Origin of the sequence: Caenispirillum bisanense, from assembly GCF_039523075.1 — a bacterium.
GTDB lineage: Bacteria > Pseudomonadota > Alphaproteobacteria > Rhodospirillales > Rhodospirillaceae > Caenispirillum > Caenispirillum bisanense.
Genome location: NZ_BAAAEP010000016.1, coordinates 62,333 through 80,225, shown reverse-complemented (window position 1 = coordinate 80,225; position 17,893 = coordinate 62,333). Strand labels below are relative to the sequence as shown.

At 71.5% G+C, this 17,893-nt stretch carries 17 protein-coding genes and 3 pseudogenes; 10 read left to right on the top strand and 10 right to left on the bottom strand.

The window, feature by feature from the left end:
* Window positions 1–25: 25 nt before the first annotated feature.
* Together ABD056_RS09450 and ABD056_RS09445 are read right to left on the bottom strand one after the other, a co-directional pair.
* Entirely contained in the window at window positions 26–307 is a 282-nt protein-coding gene (locus ABD056_RS09450; protein WP_343866309.1) for a hypothetical protein, read from the bottom strand.
* A gap of 130 nt (window positions 308–437) precedes the next feature.
* Window positions 438–1,468 (bottom strand): annotated as a pseudogene (locus ABD056_RS09445) (IS256 family transposase); the annotation flags it as partial.
* A gap of 77 nt (window positions 1,469–1,545) precedes the next feature.
* Between ABD056_RS09445 and ABD056_RS09440 the strand changes: the two are divergent.
* Together ABD056_RS09440 and ABD056_RS09435 are read left to right on the top strand one after the other, a co-directional pair.
* Window positions 1,546–1,959, top strand: a pseudogene (locus tag ABD056_RS09440) (IS5 family transposase); the annotation flags it as partial.
* A 395-nt stretch (window positions 1,960–2,354) separates the two neighbouring features.
* Window positions 2,355–3,179 (top strand): transglycosylase SLT domain-containing protein, encoded by an 825-nt coding sequence (locus ABD056_RS09435; protein ID WP_343866308.1) that lies wholly within the window; start codon window positions 2,355–2,357, stop codon window positions 3,177–3,179.
* Between the two features lie 4 nt (window positions 3,180–3,183).
* On the opposite strand, the gene ABD056_RS09430 is transcribed toward ABD056_RS09435, so the two are convergent.
* The gene (locus ABD056_RS09430) at window positions 3,184–4,074 is read right to left on the bottom strand and encodes an alpha-hydroxy-acid oxidizing protein (RefSeq protein WP_486303413.1); all 891 of its coding nucleotides are present in this window, start codon (window positions 4,072–4,074) and stop codon (window positions 3,184–3,186) included.
* Between the two features lie 106 nt (window positions 4,075–4,180).
* Window positions 4,181–4,291: pseudogene (locus ABD056_RS09425) on the bottom strand (alpha-hydroxy-acid oxidizing protein); the annotation flags it as partial.
* A 331-nt stretch (window positions 4,292–4,622) separates the two neighbouring features.
* Between ABD056_RS09425 and ABD056_RS09420 the strand changes: the two are divergent.
* Window positions 4,623–5,087: a DUF411 domain-containing protein gene (locus ABD056_RS09420; RefSeq protein WP_343866307.1), complete on the top strand. Its 465-nt coding sequence runs from the start codon at window positions 4,623–4,625 to the stop codon at window positions 5,085–5,087.
* Window positions 5,088–5,093: 6 nt separating this feature from the next.
* Here ABD056_RS09420 and ABD056_RS09415 read toward each other — a convergent pair whose 3' ends face one another.
* Window positions 5,094–5,678 carry a DUF721 domain-containing protein gene (locus tag ABD056_RS09415; protein WP_343866306.1) on the bottom strand — a complete coding sequence of 195 codons (585 nt, stop codon included), beginning with the start codon at window positions 5,676–5,678 and terminating at the stop codon, window positions 5,094–5,096.
* A gap of 44 nt (window positions 5,679–5,722) precedes the next feature.
* Between ABD056_RS09415 and mutY the strand changes: the two genes are divergently transcribed.
* The gene (mutY, locus tag ABD056_RS09410) at window positions 5,723–6,820 is read left to right on the top strand and encodes an A/G-specific adenine glycosylase (RefSeq protein ID WP_343866305.1); all 1,098 of its coding nucleotides are present in this window, start codon (window positions 5,723–5,725) and stop codon (window positions 6,818–6,820) included.
* Here the strand turns inward: mutY and ABD056_RS09405 are convergent.
* Window positions 6,801–7,001 carry a hypothetical protein gene (locus ABD056_RS09405; protein ID WP_343866304.1) on the bottom strand — a complete coding sequence of 67 codons (201 nt, stop codon included), beginning with the start codon at window positions 6,999–7,001 and terminating at the stop codon, window positions 6,801–6,803. The two genes, mutY and ABD056_RS09405, sit on opposite strands and share 20 nt — an antisense overlap.
* Window positions 7,002–7,282: 281 nt before the next feature.
* On the opposite strand from ABD056_RS09405, the gene ABD056_RS09400 reads away from it, so the two are divergent.
* The 6 genes from ABD056_RS09400 (at window position 7,283) to ABD056_RS09375 (ending at window position 14,318) form a co-directional block, all read left to right on the top strand.
* Window positions 7,283–7,576, top strand: coding sequence for a hypothetical protein (locus ABD056_RS09400; protein ID WP_343866303.1), 294 nt, complete (start codon window positions 7,283–7,285; stop codon window positions 7,574–7,576).
* A gap of 263 nt (window positions 7,577–7,839) precedes the next feature.
* Entirely contained in the window at window positions 7,840–8,490 is a 651-nt protein-coding gene (upp, locus tag ABD056_RS09395; protein WP_343866302.1) for a uracil phosphoribosyltransferase, read from the top strand.
* Window positions 8,491–8,509: 19 nt separating this feature from the next.
* Window positions 8,510–9,235, top strand: a complete 726-nt coding sequence (locus ABD056_RS09390; protein ID WP_343866301.1) for a TenA family protein — start codon at window positions 8,510–8,512, stop codon at window positions 9,233–9,235.
* Between the two features lie 24 nt (window positions 9,236–9,259).
* Window positions 9,260–10,915, top strand: a complete 1,656-nt coding sequence (locus ABD056_RS09385; protein WP_343866300.1) for an alpha-glucosidase — start codon at window positions 9,260–9,262, stop codon at window positions 10,913–10,915.
* Window positions 10,916–11,008: 93 nt separating this feature from the next.
* Window positions 11,009–12,118 (top strand): TRAP transporter substrate-binding protein, encoded by a 1,110-nt coding sequence (locus tag ABD056_RS09380; RefSeq protein WP_343866299.1) that lies wholly within the window; start codon window positions 11,009–11,011, stop codon window positions 12,116–12,118.
* Between the two features lie 16 nt (window positions 12,119–12,134).
* On the top strand, window positions 12,135–14,318 hold the full coding sequence (locus ABD056_RS09375) for an ATP-binding protein (RefSeq protein WP_343866298.1): 2,184 nt from the start codon (window positions 12,135–12,137) through the stop codon (window positions 14,316–14,318).
* A gap of 19 nt (window positions 14,319–14,337) precedes the next feature.
* On the opposite strand, the gene ABD056_RS09370 is transcribed toward ABD056_RS09375, so the two are convergent.
* From ABD056_RS09370 to ABD056_RS09355, 4 genes are all read right to left on the bottom strand, one after another.
* The gene (locus ABD056_RS09370) at window positions 14,338–15,339 is read right to left on the bottom strand and encodes a pseudouridine synthase (protein WP_343866296.1); all 1,002 of its coding nucleotides are present in this window, start codon (window positions 15,337–15,339) and stop codon (window positions 14,338–14,340) included.
* Window positions 15,336–16,418 (bottom strand): lysine-2,3-aminomutase-like protein, encoded by a 1,083-nt coding sequence (locus ABD056_RS09365; RefSeq protein ID WP_343866295.1) that lies wholly within the window; start codon window positions 16,416–16,418, stop codon window positions 15,336–15,338. Before ABD056_RS09365 ends, ABD056_RS09370 begins: the two co-directional genes overlap by 4 nt.
* Before the next feature lie 148 nt (window positions 16,419–16,566).
* A complete protein-coding gene (locus ABD056_RS09360; protein WP_343866294.1) occupies window positions 16,567–16,914 on the bottom strand; it encodes an HPF/RaiA family ribosome-associated protein in 348 nt (115 codons plus the stop codon).
* 291 nt (window positions 16,915–17,205) lie between these two features.
* A complete protein-coding gene (locus tag ABD056_RS09355) occupies window positions 17,206–17,883 on the bottom strand; it encodes an ABC-type transport auxiliary lipoprotein family protein (protein WP_343866293.1) in 678 nt (225 codons plus the stop codon).
* Window positions 17,884–17,893: the final 10 nt, after the last annotated feature.

Here is a 17,893-nt window from a genome sequence, read left to right as displayed (position 1 = left end):
TCACGATGCGGCAGAGCGCGCTTCGTCAACAGGTGGGGGAGGAGACCCGCTTACCGAACATCCGCATCAACGTCAGCTTTTCTCGCCGGCTCTTGCTCTCGTTGCCGGCCAGCATCGCCTCCAGCGGCGCGACGAACTCACCGAGCTTCGGCAGCGGCTGGCGACCCCGCTCGTAGCTGAACGCCGTCTCGCCGCCCCGCAGGATCTTGCGGACGGTATTCCGCGACAGCCCCCGGGCGCGGGCGATTTCCTTGATGCTCTTCTTGTGAACGTGATGGTCCCGACGGACCTTGGCGATCGTCTCCACGACAAGCATTCCCCTGGTGGTCCTCGATGTCCTCGACATCGAGCAGTGTCACAATCACCAGCCGGACCAGGGGGTCATTTTTCCACGCCGATCAGGCCGGTGCAGGGGTCAAAATTCCACGCCGTTTTCCACGCACGTGCTGCCAGTGCTCGGCGGGGAAGTCGTAGAAGGCCAGCAGGACCACGCGGTCCTTCATCAGGCAGCCGACGGCCTGGGGGTACTTTGCGCCGTACTTCGCCTCGAAGGTGTCCATGGCCGCCTCGGCTTCGGCGCGGCCGTCGGCCATCCAGATCGCGTGGAGGTCCTCCTTGGCCGCCTTCTGGCGTGATTCCGGCAGCTTGTTGAGGACGTTCGCTGTCTTGTGCACCCAGCAGCGCTGGTGGCGGGCGCCGGAATAGACCTCGTTGAGCGCCTTCCAGAAGGCAAGCGCACCATCCCCGACGGCCAGTTTTGGTCCCCGGGCCAGACCGCGCCCCTTGATGTCGTTCAGCAGTTCCCGCCAGCTCTGGGCGCTCTCGCGGAAACCGGCCTGGAAGCCGACCAACTCCTTGCGGCCCTCCGGCGTGGCGCCGATGATGACGAGGATGCATTGCTTCTCGTCCTCCAGCCGACCCTGGAGGTAGACGCCGTCGGCCCAGATGTAGACGTACTGCCGGACCGTCAGGTCACGTTTGCGCCAGCGGTCGTATTCGGCCCGCCATTCCGCCTTCAGGCGGCCGATCACCTGCGGCGACAGGCCGGGCGCCTCCTTGCCAAGCAACGCCTCCAGGGCGTCCTGGAAATCGCCGCTCGACAAGCCGCGCAGATAGAGCGTCGGCAGGACGGCGTCGATGGACCGCGTGCGCCGGGCGAACCGGGGCAGGATGGCGGAAGTGAAGCGGATGCGGTCTTCTCCCTCAGCGCCGCGGTCGCGCACCTTCGGCCGTCGCACGGCAACGCGACCGATGCCCGTCAGGATCTCGCGCTCCGGGCCGTGGCCGTGACGGACCAGGCGGCGACGGCCGTCGCCCGTCGTCAGGTGTTCATGCTCGGCAAGCATGGCGGCGACCTCGGCCTCTACGGCTTGCGCCAGAAGCTGGCGCGCCCCGGCACGCAGGATCTCGGTCAGCGGGTCGTCATTTCCCCTGGCTGGCGCAGGGCGACAACGGTATCGTCGGTCATGGCGTATCACTCCCTTGCTGAGATGTGGAAGGCTTTGAACACCTCCACGATACGCCACCCCCTTCTCTGCTCATCGCTCAGTTTCGGTCATAGCTCCCCACGCCGTGGTCGATGAGCATGGCTTGCCGGTGCGGCTGACGCTGACGCCGGGCCAAGCCTCCGACAAGGGCGCAGCACCGGCGCTGCTGAGCGGCCTGCCGCCCGCCGAGGCGGTGGTCGGCGACCGCGGCTATGACTGGAACTACCTGATCGAAATCATCGCGTCTCGTGGCGGCCGTGCCGGGATCCCCACGTAGCGGGACCGCAAGGTCCAACGCAGCGTCGAGCCGGCGCTGTATCGCCGTCACAATCTCATCGAGCGCTTCTTCAACAAGCTCAAGCACTTCAGGCGGATCGACACCCGCTTCGACAAACTCGCCAGGAACTTCCTGGCCGCCGTCATGCTGACATCGACCCGCCTATGGATCAGGGCTTATGAGTCCAGAACCTAGGCCTTCAGCCGCTCGACCTCGCCGCACTACCCTTAGGGGAACAAGGATAGGTTAAAAAAAGGCCGCGCACGAAGCGCGGCCCAAGTCTAGGGAGGAAACGTCCAAGAAAGGCAGACGATTGGACTGTCCGAGGACCGTCCGGTTGCTGCGATGCAAAAACTACCGCGGCGGGGTCGTCGGCGCAAGCCTAAAAAATAGGCACGTCCATAAAATGGTCACCCAACGCCCGCCGCACGGCGGGAAGATGTTGATTTTTAAGCATGATTTCCACCCTGCGTTTGATACGCACCGCCATGCGGCCGCCGCATGCCCGGTTGGCGCGATGGTTGCATCACCTCGACGTGACCCCGTTCCCGCGCTACTTAACGCGCTGCTGCTGCCCTGGCCCGGACCCCATGACCGCTCGCCCGCCCGCCCCTGTTGCCGTTGTCGTGCTCGCCCTTGTGGCGCTGCTGGTGCTGGCGGTTGCCCCGGCGGCGCCGCCCGCCGCCAATCCGAACCCGACTGCGGCGGCCGAGCCGGCGCCCGATCTGTGCCGCGCCGCCACCCAGCGGGAAGAGCGGTTGCGGACCATGCCGCCCAACCTGCTCACCGCCATCTCGCTGGTCGAATCCGGCCGCTGGGACAAGACCCGCCGGGCAAGAGTTGCCTGGCCGTGGACGGTCATGGCCGAAGGCATCGGCCGCTACCTGCCCAGCAAGCAGGAGGCCATCGCCGAGGTGCGCAAACTGAAGGCCAAGGGCGTGCGCAACATCGACGTCGGCTGCATGCAGGTGAACCTGCACTGGCACGGCGAGGCCTTCGACAGCCTGGAAGAGGCCTTCGACCCCCGCGCCAACGCCGCCTATGCCGCCGAGTTCCTGTCCAACCTCTACAACGAGACCCGCAACTGGGACACCGCCGCCGCCTATTACCACTCGCGCACGCCGGAGCGGGCGCAGTACTACAGCGGCAAGGTGCGGGTGGCGCTGGCCGAGTTGCAGGGTCAGCCGCCGGCGCCGGAGATCGACGAAACGCTGGTGCGCATGGCCGCCATCCGCAAGCAGATCGACGAGAAGGTGGCCGCCCTGAAGGCGCAGAACGAACTCGCCCGCCAGATCCGCGAGGCGCAGATCGCCACCGCCCGCCACTTCGCCGCCACCTGGCGCGAACGCCGCATGCAGGAATACAAGGAACGGCAGATCGAGCAGGAAGTGGACGCCATCCTCAACCGCATGTGACGGCTCAGTCGAAGCCGCCTTCCACCAGCATGTCGCGGCCGAGGTCGCGCACCGAACGGCGACCGGCCAGGCCCAGGGTGAGATCGAGGTCGGCCAGCAGGGTGTCGATCACCGCCCGCACCCCGGCCTCGCCGTCCAACGCCAGGCCATAGACGTAGGGGCGGCCGATCAGCACGGCGGCGGCCCCCAGGCACAGGGCCTTGAGGATGTCGGCGCCGGTGCGCACGCCGCTGTCGAACAGCACCGGCACCCGGTCGTCGGCCGCCGCCACCACCGCCGGCAGGGCGTCCAGCGCCGCCACCGCGCCGTCCACCTGACGGCCGCCGTGGTTGGAGACGATGAGCCCGTCGATGCCGAGGTCGATGGCGCGGCGGGCGTCGGCCGGGTGCAGCACTCCCTTCAGCAGGATCGGCAGGCCGGTCCAGCGGCGCAGACGGGGGATGTCGTCCCAGGTCAGGTCGGGGCGGCTGTAGAGGGCGATGAACCGCCGCACCGCCGCCAGCAGCTCGCCCGAGCCCAGGGCCGCCAGCCGCGAGCCCGGCCACGCCCGCAGCAGCTCCAGCGCCGACCGCAGCAGCGCCGGCGTCAGCGGTGGCCGCAGGCCGCTGTCGTCGAAGGGCAGGCGGCGGAACACCGGATCGCTGACGTAGTTGGCAATGCCGCGGGCGCGCAGGAACGGCAGGTAGCCGAGGTCGAGGTCGCGCGGCCGCCAGCCCAGCAGGGTGGTGTCCAGCGTCACCACGATGGCCTCGTAGCCCGCCGCCTCGGCCCGGCGAACGAAGCTCTCCACCAGGTCGTCGGCCACCGCCCAGTACAGCTGGAACCACCGCGGCGCACCGGCGCCGGCGGGGGCGGCGATGGCTTCCAGCGGCCGCGACGACTGGCTGGAGGCGATGAAGGGAATGACGGCCGCCGCCGCCGCCCGCCCCGCCCCTCGCCCCCGCCACGTCGGCGCCGCGGTGGGCGAGGTCGAGCACGCCGATGGGCGCCAGCAGCAGCGGCGCCGGCACGGCGAGGCCGAACAGGGTGATGCCGAGGTCGCGCTCCGCCACGTCGCGCAGCACCCGCGGCATGATGCGCCAGCGGTCGAAGGCGGCGCGGTTGGCGGCCATGGTGCGCTCCAGCCCCGCCCCGCCGGCGATGTAGGCGCCGGCCTGCGGGCTGAGGGCGGCCAGCGCCCGCCGTTCCAGCTCGGCGGCATCGGCCGGCACCCGCGCCCGCCGGCCGGCCATGCCGTCCAGGAACAGGGCGGTCTGGCGACGGCGGCCGGGAGAGGGCGTCATGCGCGGCTCCGGTGCAGGGTCGGGGGCGGGGGCTGGTCCATGCTCCCTGTTGTGGGGTCGCGCCTGACCAGGATCAAGGCAACCCTTGCCCGCCGGCCGCACCCTTCCCCATATTCGCGCCGGCACCAGCCCGGCGGCCGACAGCAGCAGGAGACAGGCGATGATCACCAGACGGACGGTTGTGATGGCGGCGGCGGCGGTGGCCGTGCTGGGGGCCGGCGTGCTCGCCCTGGGCAGCGGCGGCGGCGATGCCCGCGCCGCCGACATGGAGGTGTGGAAGTCGCCGTCCTGCGGCTGCTGCGGCGGCTGGATCGACCACATGAAGGCGGAAGGCTTCAGCGTCATCGTGCATGACCTGGACGACGTCACGCCGGTGAAGGACCGCCTGGGCGTGGAGCCGGAGCTGGCCTCCTGCCACACCGCCGTCATCGACGGCTATGTCATCGAGGGACACGTGCCGGCGTCGGACGTGCGCCGCCTGCTGGCGGAACGGCCCAAGGCCACCGGCCTGACCATCCCCGGCATGCCGCAGTCGGCCCCCGGCATGGACATGCCCGGCGAGCCCTACGAGGTGCTGCTGTTCAGCCCCGGCGGCACCAGCCTGTTCAGCCGCCACGCCGGCTGACGGCGCCTATCGGCCGCCGCCGCCCTTGCCGCCCCGACCACCCTTGCCGGCGGCGAGGGTGCGGCGGACCATGGTCTCGCCCAGCTTCGCCAGCGCGTCCTTGAGGCGCGGATGCTCCACGTCGTTCAGTTGCAGCGCCAGCCGCTCGCGGTCCGGCTCGGGCAGCGGCGGCGGCTCGCCGGGGCGGGGCGGGCGCGGCGGCAGCGGCCGCTGGTGGATGCGCACGTCAGCGATGGCGGGATAGCCGTAGAAGCCGTTCACCCGCTGCACGATCTGCGGGATCAGGTGCTGCAGCTGGGTCGCCAGGGCGCCGGACGGCACCCGCAGGTGCAGGATGCCGCCGGTGCGCTCGCCCTTGGGGAACTGGATGCGCTCCGGCGCCGAGTTGGAGGCCAGGAACGAGCCGCCGACGATGGCCGCCCAGTGGAAGCAGATGTCGCCCTCCCCCAGGCCGCGCCGGCCGAGCACCGGCCGCATGAGCTTGGCGCCCAGCTGATCGATGGCGACGGGGCCGCCGCGGCGCTGGTCCGACGGCCGGATGCCGACGGAGGCGCGCGAGCGCGGCGGGCTTTTCTTCGCGTCCTCGTTCATGGCACTGTGCCCCCTTTCCTGACCCCGAGAAGTAGCCGCTTCCCATGCCGCCGTCCATGGTTCCGTCCGACGCCGCCGCCCGCCTGCTGGCGTGGTACGACCGCCACGCCCGCCGCCTGCCGTGGCGCACGCCGCCCGGCGGGCCGGCGCCCGACCCCTACCGGGTGTGGCTGTCGGAAGTGATGCTGCAGCAGACCACTGTCGCCGCCGTCATCCCCTATTTCGAGCGCTTCCTCGCCCGCTGGCCGACCGTCGACAGCCTGGCGGCGGCGCCGCTCGACGATGTGCTGGTGGAATGGGCGGGGCTTGGCTACTACGCCCGCGCCCGCAACCTGCACAAGTGCGCCCGCGCGGTGGCGGAGCAGCACGGCGGCCGCTTCCCCGACAGCGAGGACGCCCTGCGCGCCCTGCCCGGCATCGGCGCCTATACGGCGGCGGCGGTGGCGGCCATCGCCTTCGGGCGGCGGGCGACGGTGGTCGACGGCAATGTGGAGCGGGTGATGGCGCGGCTGTTCGCGGTCATCGATCCGCTGCCCGGCAGCAAGGCGGAGCTGAAGCGGCTGGCCGACACCCTCACCCCCGCCGACCGCTGCGGCGACTATGCCCAGGCGGTGATGGACCTGGGGGCGACCATCTGCACCCCGCGCAGCCCGTCGTGCCTCGCCTGTCCGTGGCAGGCCGGCTGCCGCGCCCGGCTGGAAGGCATCGCGGAGTCGCTGCCGCGCAAGGAGCGCAAGGCCGACAAGCCGGTGCGCCGCGGCGTCGCCTTCTGGCTGCGCGACGACAGCGGCCGGGTGCTGCTGCGGCGGCGGCCGGAGGACGGATTGCTCGGCGGCATGACGGAAGTGCCCTCCACCCCCTGGCGGGAAGGGCCGCCGTGGCTGCCCGACGACGCCCTGGCGCACGCGCCACTGCCCGGCATCGGCTGGCAGCCGTTGCCCGGCGTGGTGCGCCACACCTTCACCCATTTCCATCTGGAACTGGCGGTGGTCGCCGGCCTGACGCCGGGCGCGGGGCCGCAGGCGAGCGCCGACGGCCGCTGGGTGGCGCTGCCGGCCCTGGGCGGCGAGGCGCTGCCGACGGTCATGCGCAAGGTGGTGACGGCGGCGGTGGCCGGGGTCGCTACGCGGCGCGGCCCTTGAGGGCGGCCTTCACGCGATCACGATCACCGGCGTCCTCGAACACCAGCAGCAGGTCCTTGCGGCCCTTTTCCACATCGATGCCGTCCAGGCGGATTTCGTAACGGCTCTGGCAGAGGCGTTCGAGCCAGCTCTCCACCGAGTCGGTGGGGCGGCTCGTCGAGAATTTCAGACCGAAACGCACGGCTATGATCCTCGGGAAGAGTCAGTGTTTCCGGTTCGTTGGGCGGTACGGCCAGATATATCCCGAGAAAGGGGGTCTAGAATAGCCCTTTCGTCATAGATCTTTCGGAGCAGAAACCTCCTTTCGTCGCCCTCCGGCGGGATGCTCGATTGTTTCTCAACATATTGAAACACTTGACTAAAGCTACCGCGGCGCAGCGACGAATCGGCATGGACCGTCGGACGTGAAGTGTTACAATCTCTCGTGGACCTGAAGACCAAGATGTCCAAGGGAGGCCCGCCATGTTGACCCTCCAGGATTGCCTCGCCCTCAGCGAGCTGACACCCGAAGAACTGATGATCATCGCCAAGCACGAACACCTGCCCGACATCGTGGCGGTGGAAAAGGGCTATGCCTTCCTGCAGAAGGAATGGGGCAACCCGGCGCTGCGGCAGATGGTGATGGATGAGTTGACGGACGCCATGCAGCACGGCCAGCGCGAAGCTGCGCTGAAGCTCATCGAGATTCTGCGGGACTGCTGCGAAAAGCACCCGGGCGGGTTCGACCGCCGCGCCGGCCAACGGCCGCACGCCTGACCCCTGCGTACCGGACTGCCCGGGCCCGAGCCCGCCGCGCGTCATCCCCTCGCGCCGGCGGGCTTGCCTTGTCCGCCCTCTCCCGCGCCGCCCCTCCCCGCCGCTCCGCCGCGCTGGCCTCACGCACCCTGCCGCCGTCGCATCCGGAGGTGGCGGGCGGCGTTGCGCAAGGGGTGCATCGGCGCCGCCGGCGGTGCTATAAGGCCACGACGACACATTTGTCCGACCACCCTTCCCTTCCGCGCGACAAACGGTTCACGCCCATGACCTCCACCGGCGAGTTTCCCAACCTGCACGTTCTCGGCCACCCGCTGATCCGTCACAAGCTGACGCACATGCGGGACAAGGCGACGTCGACGCGCACCTTCCGCGCCCTGCTGCGCGAGATCGCCCTGCTCATGGGCTATGAAATCACCCGCGACCTGCCGATCGAGAATCGCCGCATCGAAACGCCCATGTGCGAGATGGACGCGCCGGTCATCCAGGGCAAGAAGGTCGCCATCGTGCCCATCCTGCGGGCCGGCAACGGCATGGCCGACGGCCTGATGGAACTGATGCCGGGCGCCCGCGTCGGCCACATCGGGCTGGTGCGCGATCCCGTCACCCACAAGCCGAGCGAATACCTGGTCAAGCTGCCGGAAGCCGGCGGCCGCACCTTCATCCTGGTCGACCCCATGCTCGCCACCGGCCATTCGGCGGTGCATGCGGTGGACGTGCTGAACCGCCACGGCGTGCCGGACGAGAACATCATCTTCCTGGCCCTGGTGACGGTGCCGGAGGGCATGCGCACCTTCAACCGGACGCACCCGAAGGTGCGGGTCTATGTCGCCTCGCTGGACGAGCGGCTGGACGACCATGCCTACATCGTGCCCGGCCTGGGCGACGCCGGCGACCGCCTGTTCGGCACCAAGTGAGCGCGAGCCCGACGCCCCCATGACCATCGCCGCCGCCGACATCTTCTCCGCCCTCAAGGCGTCCTGCGCCGCCGACTGGGACGCCTACGTCCATCACCGCTTCGTGCGCGACATGGCCGCCGGCACCCTGCCGGAGGAGGCGTTCCGCTGGTATCTGGCGCAGGATTACCTGTTCCTCATCCACTTCAGCCGCGCCTGGGCGCTGGCGGCGGTGAAGGCGGAGCGGCTGGACGAGATGCGGCATGCCGTCGCCACGGTGAACGCCCTCATCGGCCACGAAATGCAGCTGCATGTGGAGTACTGCGCCGGCTGGGGCCTGGACGAGGACACCATGGCGGCGCTGCCGGAGGCGGCGGCCAACATCGCCTATACCCGCTACGTGCTCGACCGCGGCCACTCCGGCGACTTGCTCGACCTGCTGGTGGCGCTGGCGCCCTGCGTCATCGGCTATGCCGAGATCGGCGCCTGGATGGCGCGGCCGGAGCACGCCGCCGGCTGGCAGGGCAACCCCTACCGGCCGTGGATGGAGATGTATTCCGGCGCCGAGTATCAGCAGGTGGCGGCCGACGTGCAGGCCCTCATCGCCCGCGTCGCCGCCCGCCGCATCGGCGCCGATCCGCAAGGGTCGGGCCGCTGGCCGTCGCTGGCCGCCACCTTCGCCGCCGCCACCCGGCTGGAGGTCGGGTTCTGGGAAATGGCCTGCCACCCCGAGCCGCTGAGCCCGCCGCCCGCAGCGGCGACCTGACGACCGCACCAGGGAGCACCCGGCATGAGCGACCACGACGACGACCACTGGCGCGGCGCCGTGGTCTATCAGATCTACCCGCGCAGCTTCCGCGACAGCAACGGCGACGGCATCGGCGATCTGGCGGGCATCGTCGAGACGCTGCCCTATGTCGCCTCCCTCGGCGTCGATGCGGTGTGGATCTCGCCGTTCTTCGCCTCGCCCATGGCCGATTTCGGCTACGACGTCAGCGACTACCGCGCCGTCGACCCCATGTTCGGCACCCTGGCCGATGCCGACCGCCTCATCGCCGAGGCGCACCGCCTGGGGCTCAAGGTGCTGGTCGATCTGGTGTTTGCCCATACCAGCGCCGAACACCCGTGGTTCCGCGCCAGCCGCATCGACCGCGACGGTCCGCACGCCGACTGGTACGTGTGGGCCGACCCGCGCCGCGACGGCAGCCCGCCCAACAACTGGCTGTCGGTGTTCGGCGGCGGCGCCTGGACGTGGGAGCCGCGGCGGCGGCAATACTACCTGCACCACTTCCTCGCCCAGCAGCCCAAGCTGAACCTGCGCCACCCCGCGGTGATGGCCGCCATCGAGGACATCGCCGCCTGGTGGCTGGCGCGCGGGGTGGACGGCTTCCGCCTGGATGCGGTCGACTTCATGGCCCACGACCCGGCCCTGACCGACAACCCGCCCCACCCGGAGCGCCGCATCGCCCTGCGCCCCTACAACATGCAGCTGCACGTCAACGACCTCGCCCATGCCGACACCCCCGGCCTGCTGGCGCGGCTGCGGCAGGTGATGGACCGCCACCCGGGCAGCTTCGCCATCGCCGAGGTCGGCAGCGAGCCGGCCCGCCTCACCCCCATCGAGCGTGCCGAGGCCTATACCGCCGCCCTCGACGGCGGCCAGTCGCGCCTGCACATGGCCTATACCCTCGGCCTGATGAAGGGCACCGGCAGCGCCGCCGCCCTGCGCACTGCCATCGCCGAGGTGGAGGCCCATGTGCGCGCCGGCTGGCTGTGCTGGGCCTTCTCCAACCACGATGTCGAGCGCGCCGCCAGCCGCTGGGGCGACGGCTCGCCGGCCTCGGCGCGGCTGCTCAACGCCCTGCTGCTGTCCTTGCGCGGCGCCGTCTGCGTCTACCAGGGGGAGGAACTGGGCCTGACCGAGGCGGAGGTGCCGGCCGACCGCCTGCGCGACCCCTACGGCATCACCTACTACCCCCACTTCAAGGGCCGCGACGGCAGCCGCACCCCCATGCCGTGGCGGCACGACGCCGCCCACGCCGGCTTCACCGATGCCGGCCCGGCGGTGGAGCCCTGGCTGCCGGTGCCGGCCGCCCATGCCGCCGCCGCCGTCGACCTGCAGGAGGCCGATCCCGACTCGGTGCTGGCCGGCTGGCGCCGCTTCATCGCCTTCCGCAAGGCCAACCCGGCCCTGCTGCGCGGCGGTCTCGACCTGCTGGCGACCGCCGACCCGGTGCTCGGGTTCGAGCGCAGCCTGGACGACGCCCGGGTGGTGTGCCTGTTCAACCTGTCGCCGCAGCCGGCCACGGCCGTCGTGCCCGATCTTCCCCCCGGCGCCACCCTGACGCCGCTGACCGGCCACGGCTGGGCGGCGGTGGAGATCGGCCCCGGCGGGCGGATCGACCTGCCGCCCTGGGGCGCCTGGTTCGGCCGCCGCGGCAGCTGATGGCGGTCATGGCGCCGGCCGCCGGTTGGGAGTAGACTCAAGGCGGAAGGCGCCGCCCGACGAGCGGCGATTTCGAGTGGGGAGATGGGGATCATGCAGGCGCACGGCAGCCGCCCGACGGCGGCGCGACCGACCCGCCGCCGCGACCGGCGGCGGGCGGCGACGGCATTCGTGGCCATGATGACGCTGGCGGTGGCCCTGGCGCTCGCCGGGGTGGCCCACGGTCCGGCGCAGGCGCGGGAACTGGTGGTGCAGAGCGTCTTCCCCGCCGGCCTCGTGTTCCTGTCCGACAGCGAGGCGCAGGTGGCCCGCCGCACCGCCGCCGTCAGCGGCGGCGCGCTGACCCTGCACTTCGTCGGGGCCGGCGCCATGGTGCGCGGCGAGGATCTTTACGACGCCATCAAGGACGGCCGCGTCGAGGCCGGCTGGGACTGGCTCGGCTATCGCGCCGACCGCATCCCGCTGGCCGGGGTGATCGCCTCGTGGCCCTATGGCCCGACGCCGGTGCAGATGGCGGCGTGGCTGTACGGCGGCGACGGCGCCGCCCTCATCGCCCGCGCCTATGCCGCCGAAGGCCTGATGGCCCTGCCCTGCCACATGGTGGTGTCGGAAGCCGGCGGCTGGTTCCTGCGCGAGATCAACAGCATCGAGGACTTCCGCGGCCTGCGCATGCGCATCGCCGGCCTGGGCGCCCGCATCCTGGAGCGCCTTGGCGGCATTCCTTCCCAGGAACCGGTGGACGGACTGTACGATGCCCTCGCCAACGGTCGGCTCGATGCGGTTGAATTCAGCGCCCCGATGGCCGACTTGAGTCTCGGCTTCGAACGATTCGCGCGATACTATTACTTCCCTGGGTGGCATCAACCGTCGAGCATCAACGTCCTGACCATGCGGCTGGACACCTGGAACGGGCTGACTGAAACGGAGCGCGCCGTGCTCAACACCGTCTGCGAGGCGAACGTGCTGTGGAGCATGGCCACCGGCCTGCAACCGCAGGGCCGCGCCCTCGACACCTTCCGCGCCCAGGGGGTGGAGGTGCGACGGTTCAGCTATCCGGTTCTCAAGCGGCTGCAGACGGTGGCCGCCGAAGTGCTGGCCGAGGAAGCCCGCCGCGACCCGCTGGTGGAAGAGGCCGTGCGCTCCATGACCGCCTTCACCACCACCCTGCAGCGCTGGGAATCGCTGCAGCACCTGCCGCCGTGACGGGGTGCCGCTAGCGATGCCGCATCGCCGCCTTGCCCGTGTCATGCACAGCACGCCGGCCGCCTTCCTGGCGGGCGGGCTTGCGCTGACGCTGCTCATCTGGGTGATCGGCGGTGCCTTTGCCTGGCACTCCCGCACCACCGAGGTGGAGCGCGCCCGCGCCATGAGCCGGGCGGTTTCGGAAACGCTGGCCTTCAACGCCGCCGCCACCCTGCAGAACATGGACGGCGCCCTGACCAGCCTGACCGCCGAGTTCGGCGCCAACTGGGCGCGCTATGAGTTCGAGCGCTTCCGCGCCACCGGCATCCTGCGGGCCGGCATCGCCGGTGCCCCGGCGGTGCGCGAGGCGCTGGTGATCGACGCCATGGGCCGGGTGCTGCACCGTAATTCGAGCCCCGAGCCGGACCTGCGCACCTTCGCCGACTGGCCCGCCTTCCAGTGGCACCGCAGCCATCGGGCGCCGGCCCTGCGGCTGTCGCTGCGCGAGGGCGGCGGCTTCGACGGCCGCACCACCGACCTGATGGCCAGCCGCCGCCTCAGCGCCCCCGACGGCCGCTTCCTGGGCGTCGTCGCCATGAGCCTGGACCGCGGCTACCTGGAAACCGAACTGCACGCCGGCCGGCTGTGGACCGGCGGCCTGGTCGGGCTCTACGACGAGGTCGGGCGGGTGCTGGTCGCCACCGCCCCGGTCCAGCGCCTGCCGGCGCTGCCCGACGTCATGAGCGCCCGCCTGCTGGCGGCCGGCGGCGGCGGCGCCATCGAGGGCGGCGTCATCCCCCGCCACGCCGCCGACCATGCCGAGGACGAGGACCGCTTCGCCGCCTTCGCCCGCGTCGGCGACATGCCGCTCGCCATCGGCCTGTCGGTGCCGCTGGAGGAAGCGCTCGCCCGCTGGCGCGACGATACCCTGCGCTTCGCCGGCCTGCTGGTGGTGCTGACGCTGGTGCTGGCGCTGACGGCGCTGGCCCTGCGCGGCGCCCTGAGGGAGATCGCCACCAACCAGCGCAAGGTGGAGGAGAACGAACGCCGCTTCCGCTCCATCTTCAACAACGCCGGCGCCGGCATCGCCCTGGTGGACGCCAACGGCGTGGTGGCCGAGATCAACGAACAGTTCGCCCGCATCCTGCAGCGGGAGCGGCGCGAGGTGGTCGGCCGCACCCTGCTCGACCTGACGGTGCCGGAAGACCGCCACTTCAGCCGCGAGGCGGCGGAGAAGGTGCGGACCGGCGAAACCCCCGCCGCCCAGTACGAAAAGCGCTACGCCCTGCCCGACGGATCGACGGTGTGGGTGGAAGTGACCCTGAGCCCGCAGATCGACGTCGCCAGCCGCGACCTGTCGCCGCAGGCGCCGCGCGGCAGCGTGGTGGTGGCCCGCGACATCACCCAGCGGCGGGCGGCGCGCGAGGTGATCCAGGACAAGACCCGGGCGCTGGAACGCTCCAACGTGGAGCTGGAGGAATTCGCCTACGTCGCCTCCCACGACCTGCAGGAACCGCTGCGCACGGTGGCGAGCTATCTGCAGCTGCTGCAGCGCCGCCACGCCGCCAAGCTGGACGACGACGCCCGCGACTACATCGGCTTCGCGGTCGCCGGCGCCCATCGCATGTCGCTGCTGATCCAGGACCTGCTGCAGTATTCGCGCGTCGGCCGCATGGGCAAGCCGCTCAAGCCGCTGGACCTGACGGCGGCGGTGCGGCAGGCCTGCGATGCCCTGTCGACCGCCATCAAGGAAAGCCGCGCCAGCCTGGAGCTGCCCGACCGCCTGCCCATGGTGCTGGGCGACGAGGCGGAGATCACCCGCCTGTTCCAGAACCTGCTCGGCAACGCCATCAAGTACCGCCATCCCGACCGCCCGCCGGTGGTGCGGGTGACGGTGGAGGAGGATGCCGGCGGCGAGGCCTGGGTCATCTCCGTCCACGACAACGGCATCGGCATCGCGCCGCAGTACTTCGAGAAGGTGTTCAAGATCTTCCAGCGCCTGCACGGGCGCGATGCCTATGAAGGCACCGGCGTCGGCCTGTCCATCTGCAAGAAGATCGCCGAGCGCCACGGCGGCCGCATCTGGGTGGAGAGCGAGCCGGACCACGGCTCGGTGTTCCGCGTCGCCCTGCCCAAGCTGGAAGTCGCCCTGGCCGCCGCCGCCCAGGCCGCCGAAGCCGACGACGGCGGCAGCCGCGCCAGCGAACGCGAGCCGGCCTGAGGCGGCCGGTCGGGCCGGATCAGCGTCGGTCAGGGGCCGGCGGCGGCGGCAGCACGTCGCGGCGGGCGACATCGCGCCAGCAGCCCTGCGGCAGGTCGCCCAGCTCCAGCGCCCCGATGGACACCCGCACCAGCCGCAGGGTCGGATGCCCCACCGCCGCCGTCATGCGGCGGACCTGCCGGTTGCGGCCCTCGGTGAGGGTGATCTTCAGCCACGCGGTCGGGATGTGGCGGCGCTCGCGGATCGGCGGGTCGCGCGGCGGCAGGTCGGGCTCGCCCTCCACCCGCTCCACCTGCGCCGGGCGGGTGGTGTAGTCGCGCAGGGTGACGCCACCGCGCAGGCGGTCGAGCGCCACATCGTCGGGAATGCCCTCCACCTGCACCAGATAGCTGCGGGCATGGCCGTGATGGGGGCTGAGCAGGCGGTTGATGAAGGTGCCGTCGTTGCTCAGCAGCAGCAGCCCCTCGCTGTCCAGGTCCAGGCGGCCGGCGGCGTAGACCTCGGCCGGCAGGCCGAACTCGCGCAGGGCCCGCTGGCCGCTTTCGGCGGTGAACTGGCTGAGCACACCATAGGGCTTGTGGAAGGCGATGTAGCGCAGCGGCCCCTTGTCGCGGCGGGGACCGCCGGCGGCGGTGGCGGCGGCCGGTCCGTTGCCCCTGCCCCGGCTGCCGCCGCGCGGACGCGGCGCCGCCGCCTCTTCCTCGCGCTCCGGCGCCGCCGGCGGGCGGATGCTGCGCTGGCGGCTGGCGGGGCGCGCCAGCGCCTGACTGTGGAAGCCGCCGGTGTCGCGGCTGGCGCGGGCAGGTTCCTCCTTGCGCGGCGACGGCGCCGCCTTGGCGTGCTTGTCCGCCCGCGCCTTGCCCTTGCCCGGGTTCTTGCCGCGCCCGGCGGCAGCGGCGGCATCGTCGGCGGCCGTCGCCTCCTTCTCCGCCCGGCCGGCATTGCGGATGGCGCGCTTCACCGGATCGTGGAAGCTGCGGCCCTGGCCGGAGGCAGCGCGGCTGCGACCCTGGCGGTTCATGGCGTCTCTCCTGCGGCGGCGGCGGGGGCGGGATGGGGGGCGAGGGCGGGCTCGGGTGGATAGGCATGCAGGCCGCCCCAGGGGTCTTCGACCACGCAGCCTTCGGCCGCCGGCACCAGATGATCGGGCGTCATCGGCACCTTGCCATGACCGCCGGGAATGTCGAGCACATAGGTGGGCTGGCACAGGCCGGAGACGGTACCGCGCAGGCCCTTCACCAGCCGCCGCCCCTCGTCCAGCCCGACGCGGAAGTGGCCGGTGCCCTCCGCCAGGTCGGGGTGGTGCAGGTAGTAGGGCTTGATGCGGTTGCGCACCATGGTGCGGAACAAGGCCGTCAGCGCCTCCGGGCTGTCGTTGACGCCGCGCAGCAGCACCGACTGGCCGACCAGCGGAACGCCGGCATCGGCCAGCCGCGCCAGCGCCGCCCGCACCTCCGGCGTGAACTCGGCGGCGTGATTGGCGTGGACGGCCAGCCACACGGCGCTGTCGCGCAGGCCGGACAGGGCCGCCACCACGGCGGCATCGACGCGGCCGGGATCGTGGATCGGCAACCGGCTGTGCAGGCGGATGACGCCCACATGCGGCACGGCATCCAGCCGCCGCATCAGATCGGCCAGCCGGCGGGGGCTCAGCACCAGCGGATCGCCGCCGGTCAGGATCACTTCCCACACCTGCGGCCGGGCGGCAATGTAGTCCAGCGCCGCCTCCAGCTGGTCGGCCGGCAGCACGCCGTCGCCCTGGCCGACCACGGCGCGGCGGAAGCAGAAGCGGCAATAGGCGGCGCAGACCCCCACCGGCATCAGCAGCACCCGGTCGGGGTAGCGGTGGACCAGCCCCGGCAGCGGGCTGTGGGCGCTATCGCCGATGGGGTCGGCGCGTTCGTCGGCGGTCGACACCAGCTCGGCGGCGGTGGGCTGGAACTGGCGGGTCAGCGGATCGGCGGGGTCGGTGGCATCCATGTGCGTCGTCAGGTGCGGCGTCAGGCGGACGGCATAGCGCTCGGCGACGCGGGCCAGGGCATCATCGACGGCGGCAGCGGGCGCGTCGGCGGCGGTGGCGGAGGAAGACGGAGCGGTCAACGGCGGTCCAATCGCGAGCCGGAACGGGCGAGGCGGCCGTCGCCGGCCGCCTCCCATGATCTGTTCCGCGATTTGTGGCGCGGCGGGTGCCCTTGTCAATAACCGAGGGGGCCGGGCGGCCGGATGCGCCCCTGCGGCTGTGGCTGGTTCAGGCCGGAATCTCCTGCATGCGGTTGGGGCGGCTCTTGCGATCGCTCACGAACTGCCGCATGGCGGTATCGAAGGCCTCGCGCACGGCGCGCATGACGGCCTGCCCCGGTTCGTGCCGGCCAACCACCTCCTCGGCGGAGACGGTGCGGGTACCGCGGCCGCGCAACGACGCGACCAGCGCCACCTTCACGGACGGCGTGCGGGCACCATGGTCGCGCGACAGGGTGACGCGGCAACTGGTGATGGCCCCGCAGGCATGCGCCAGCTTTTCAGCCCGCTCGCGCACATACTCCTCGGTGGCGTCCGACTGCTGCAGATCGATAAAGCGGATGTCGATGGGAAACATGGTCCACCCCTTTTCCGTGGAACCTCTACGCTTCCATCATGTGTCCGCCGGGGGTCGCCGATCAACGGTACGAAAGGCAGGGGTTCCCTGCGAAATTTGCGGGACCGGGCTGTCGATTGTGCTTGAGACCCCCAACCGGACGCCCATGTGACCCTCTGCCCCCACGGTGCCGACGGTCAACATCCCCTGGCCGGTCGGCGTCTGGTGCGCCCGCTCCGATCGTCGGTCCCGGAGCGGGCGCCTCCGGGGCAGCTTCCTCTCCCTCGCAACAACCCCGCCCGGCCGCCGCGGTCACCGCCGCGGGCGGCCGAGCGGGCGTTCCGTGGCGGTGGTGAAGGCGGTGGCGCGCAGATCCTGCAGGAAGCGGCCGTAGATGGTTTCCACGGCGGTGCTCAGCGCCCGCGCGCCTTCCGCCACCGAGCCGCCACCCACCGCCGGTTCCTCCTCATAGCTGCGGGTCAGCACCACCGTCTCGCCGTAGCCGTCGGTGACGGTGAAGCTGATGGCGACGCGGGCGCTCTGCACGCCGGAGTCGCTGCCGCTCGGCCCCACCAGTTCCAGCCGGTTGACGCGCGCCTGGATGGTCCAGTCGGGGCGCTGGCGGAAGCCGGGGGTCACTACCTCGGTGAAGGCACCGGTGTCGCGCAGCACCTGCACCAGGGCATCCTGCAGGGCGCGGGCCGGCGGCTCGCTCCAGAAGTGATAGCTGTACTGCTGCAGCTCGACGCCGGAGGTGGTCCACAACAGCGCCCGCTGGTTGAGCACGCCGCTGACCTCGAAGGACTGCACCATGGCGATGCCCTCCGCCACCGGGCCGGCCGCGGCGCCGGCCGCGGCGGGGGCCGCCACCGTCAGGCGGTAGAAGTGGTCGGCCGGCGCCGGCTCGCCGATGGAACAGGCGGCGAGCAGGCCGGCCGCGGCGGCAACGGCGGCCAGACGGCGGGGCAGCGGGAACCGGGCGGCAGGCATGGGGCGCGTC

Bases quoted from the DNA above. Each gene is read 5' to 3' on its own strand.
- ABD056_RS09435 (WP_343866308.1), top strand. From the start codon at position 2,355: ATGACCGCTCGCCCGCCCGCCCCTGTTGCCGTTGTCGTGCTCGCCCTT.
- ABD056_RS09420 (WP_343866307.1), top strand. From the start codon at position 4,623: ATGATCACCAGACGGACGGTTGTGATGGCGGCGGCGGCGGTGGCCGTG.
- ABD056_RS09415 (WP_343866306.1), bottom strand. From the start codon at position 5,678: ATGAACGAGGACGCGAAGAAAAGCCCGCCGCGCTCGCGCGCCTCCGTC.
- mutY (WP_343866305.1), top strand. From the start codon at position 5,723: ATGCCGCCGTCCATGGTTCCGTCCGACGCCGCCGCCCGCCTGCTGGCG.
- ABD056_RS09400 (WP_343866303.1), top strand. From the start codon at position 7,283: ATGTTGACCCTCCAGGATTGCCTCGCCCTCAGCGAGCTGACACCCGAA.
- upp (WP_343866302.1), top strand. From the start codon at position 7,840: ATGACCTCCACCGGCGAGTTTCCCAACCTGCACGTTCTCGGCCACCCG.
- ABD056_RS09390 (WP_343866301.1), top strand. From the start codon at position 8,510: ATGACCATCGCCGCCGCCGACATCTTCTCCGCCCTCAAGGCGTCCTGC.
- ABD056_RS09385 (WP_343866300.1), top strand. From the start codon at position 9,260: ATGAGCGACCACGACGACGACCACTGGCGCGGCGCCGTGGTCTATCAG.
- ABD056_RS09380 (WP_343866299.1), top strand. From the start codon at position 11,009: ATGCAGGCGCACGGCAGCCGCCCGACGGCGGCGCGACCGACCCGCCGC.
- ABD056_RS09375 (WP_343866298.1), top strand. From the start codon at position 12,135: ATGCCGCATCGCCGCCTTGCCCGTGTCATGCACAGCACGCCGGCCGCC.
- ABD056_RS09370 (WP_343866296.1), bottom strand. From the start codon at position 15,339: ATGAACCGCCAGGGTCGCAGCCGCGCTGCCTCCGGCCAGGGCCGCAGC.
- ABD056_RS09360 (WP_343866294.1), bottom strand. From the start codon at position 16,914: ATGTTTCCCATCGACATCCGCTTTATCGATCTGCAGCAGTCGGACGCC.
- ABD056_RS09355 (WP_343866293.1), bottom strand. From the start codon at position 17,883: ATGCCTGCCGCCCGGTTCCCGCTGCCCCGCCGTCTGGCCGCCGTTGCC.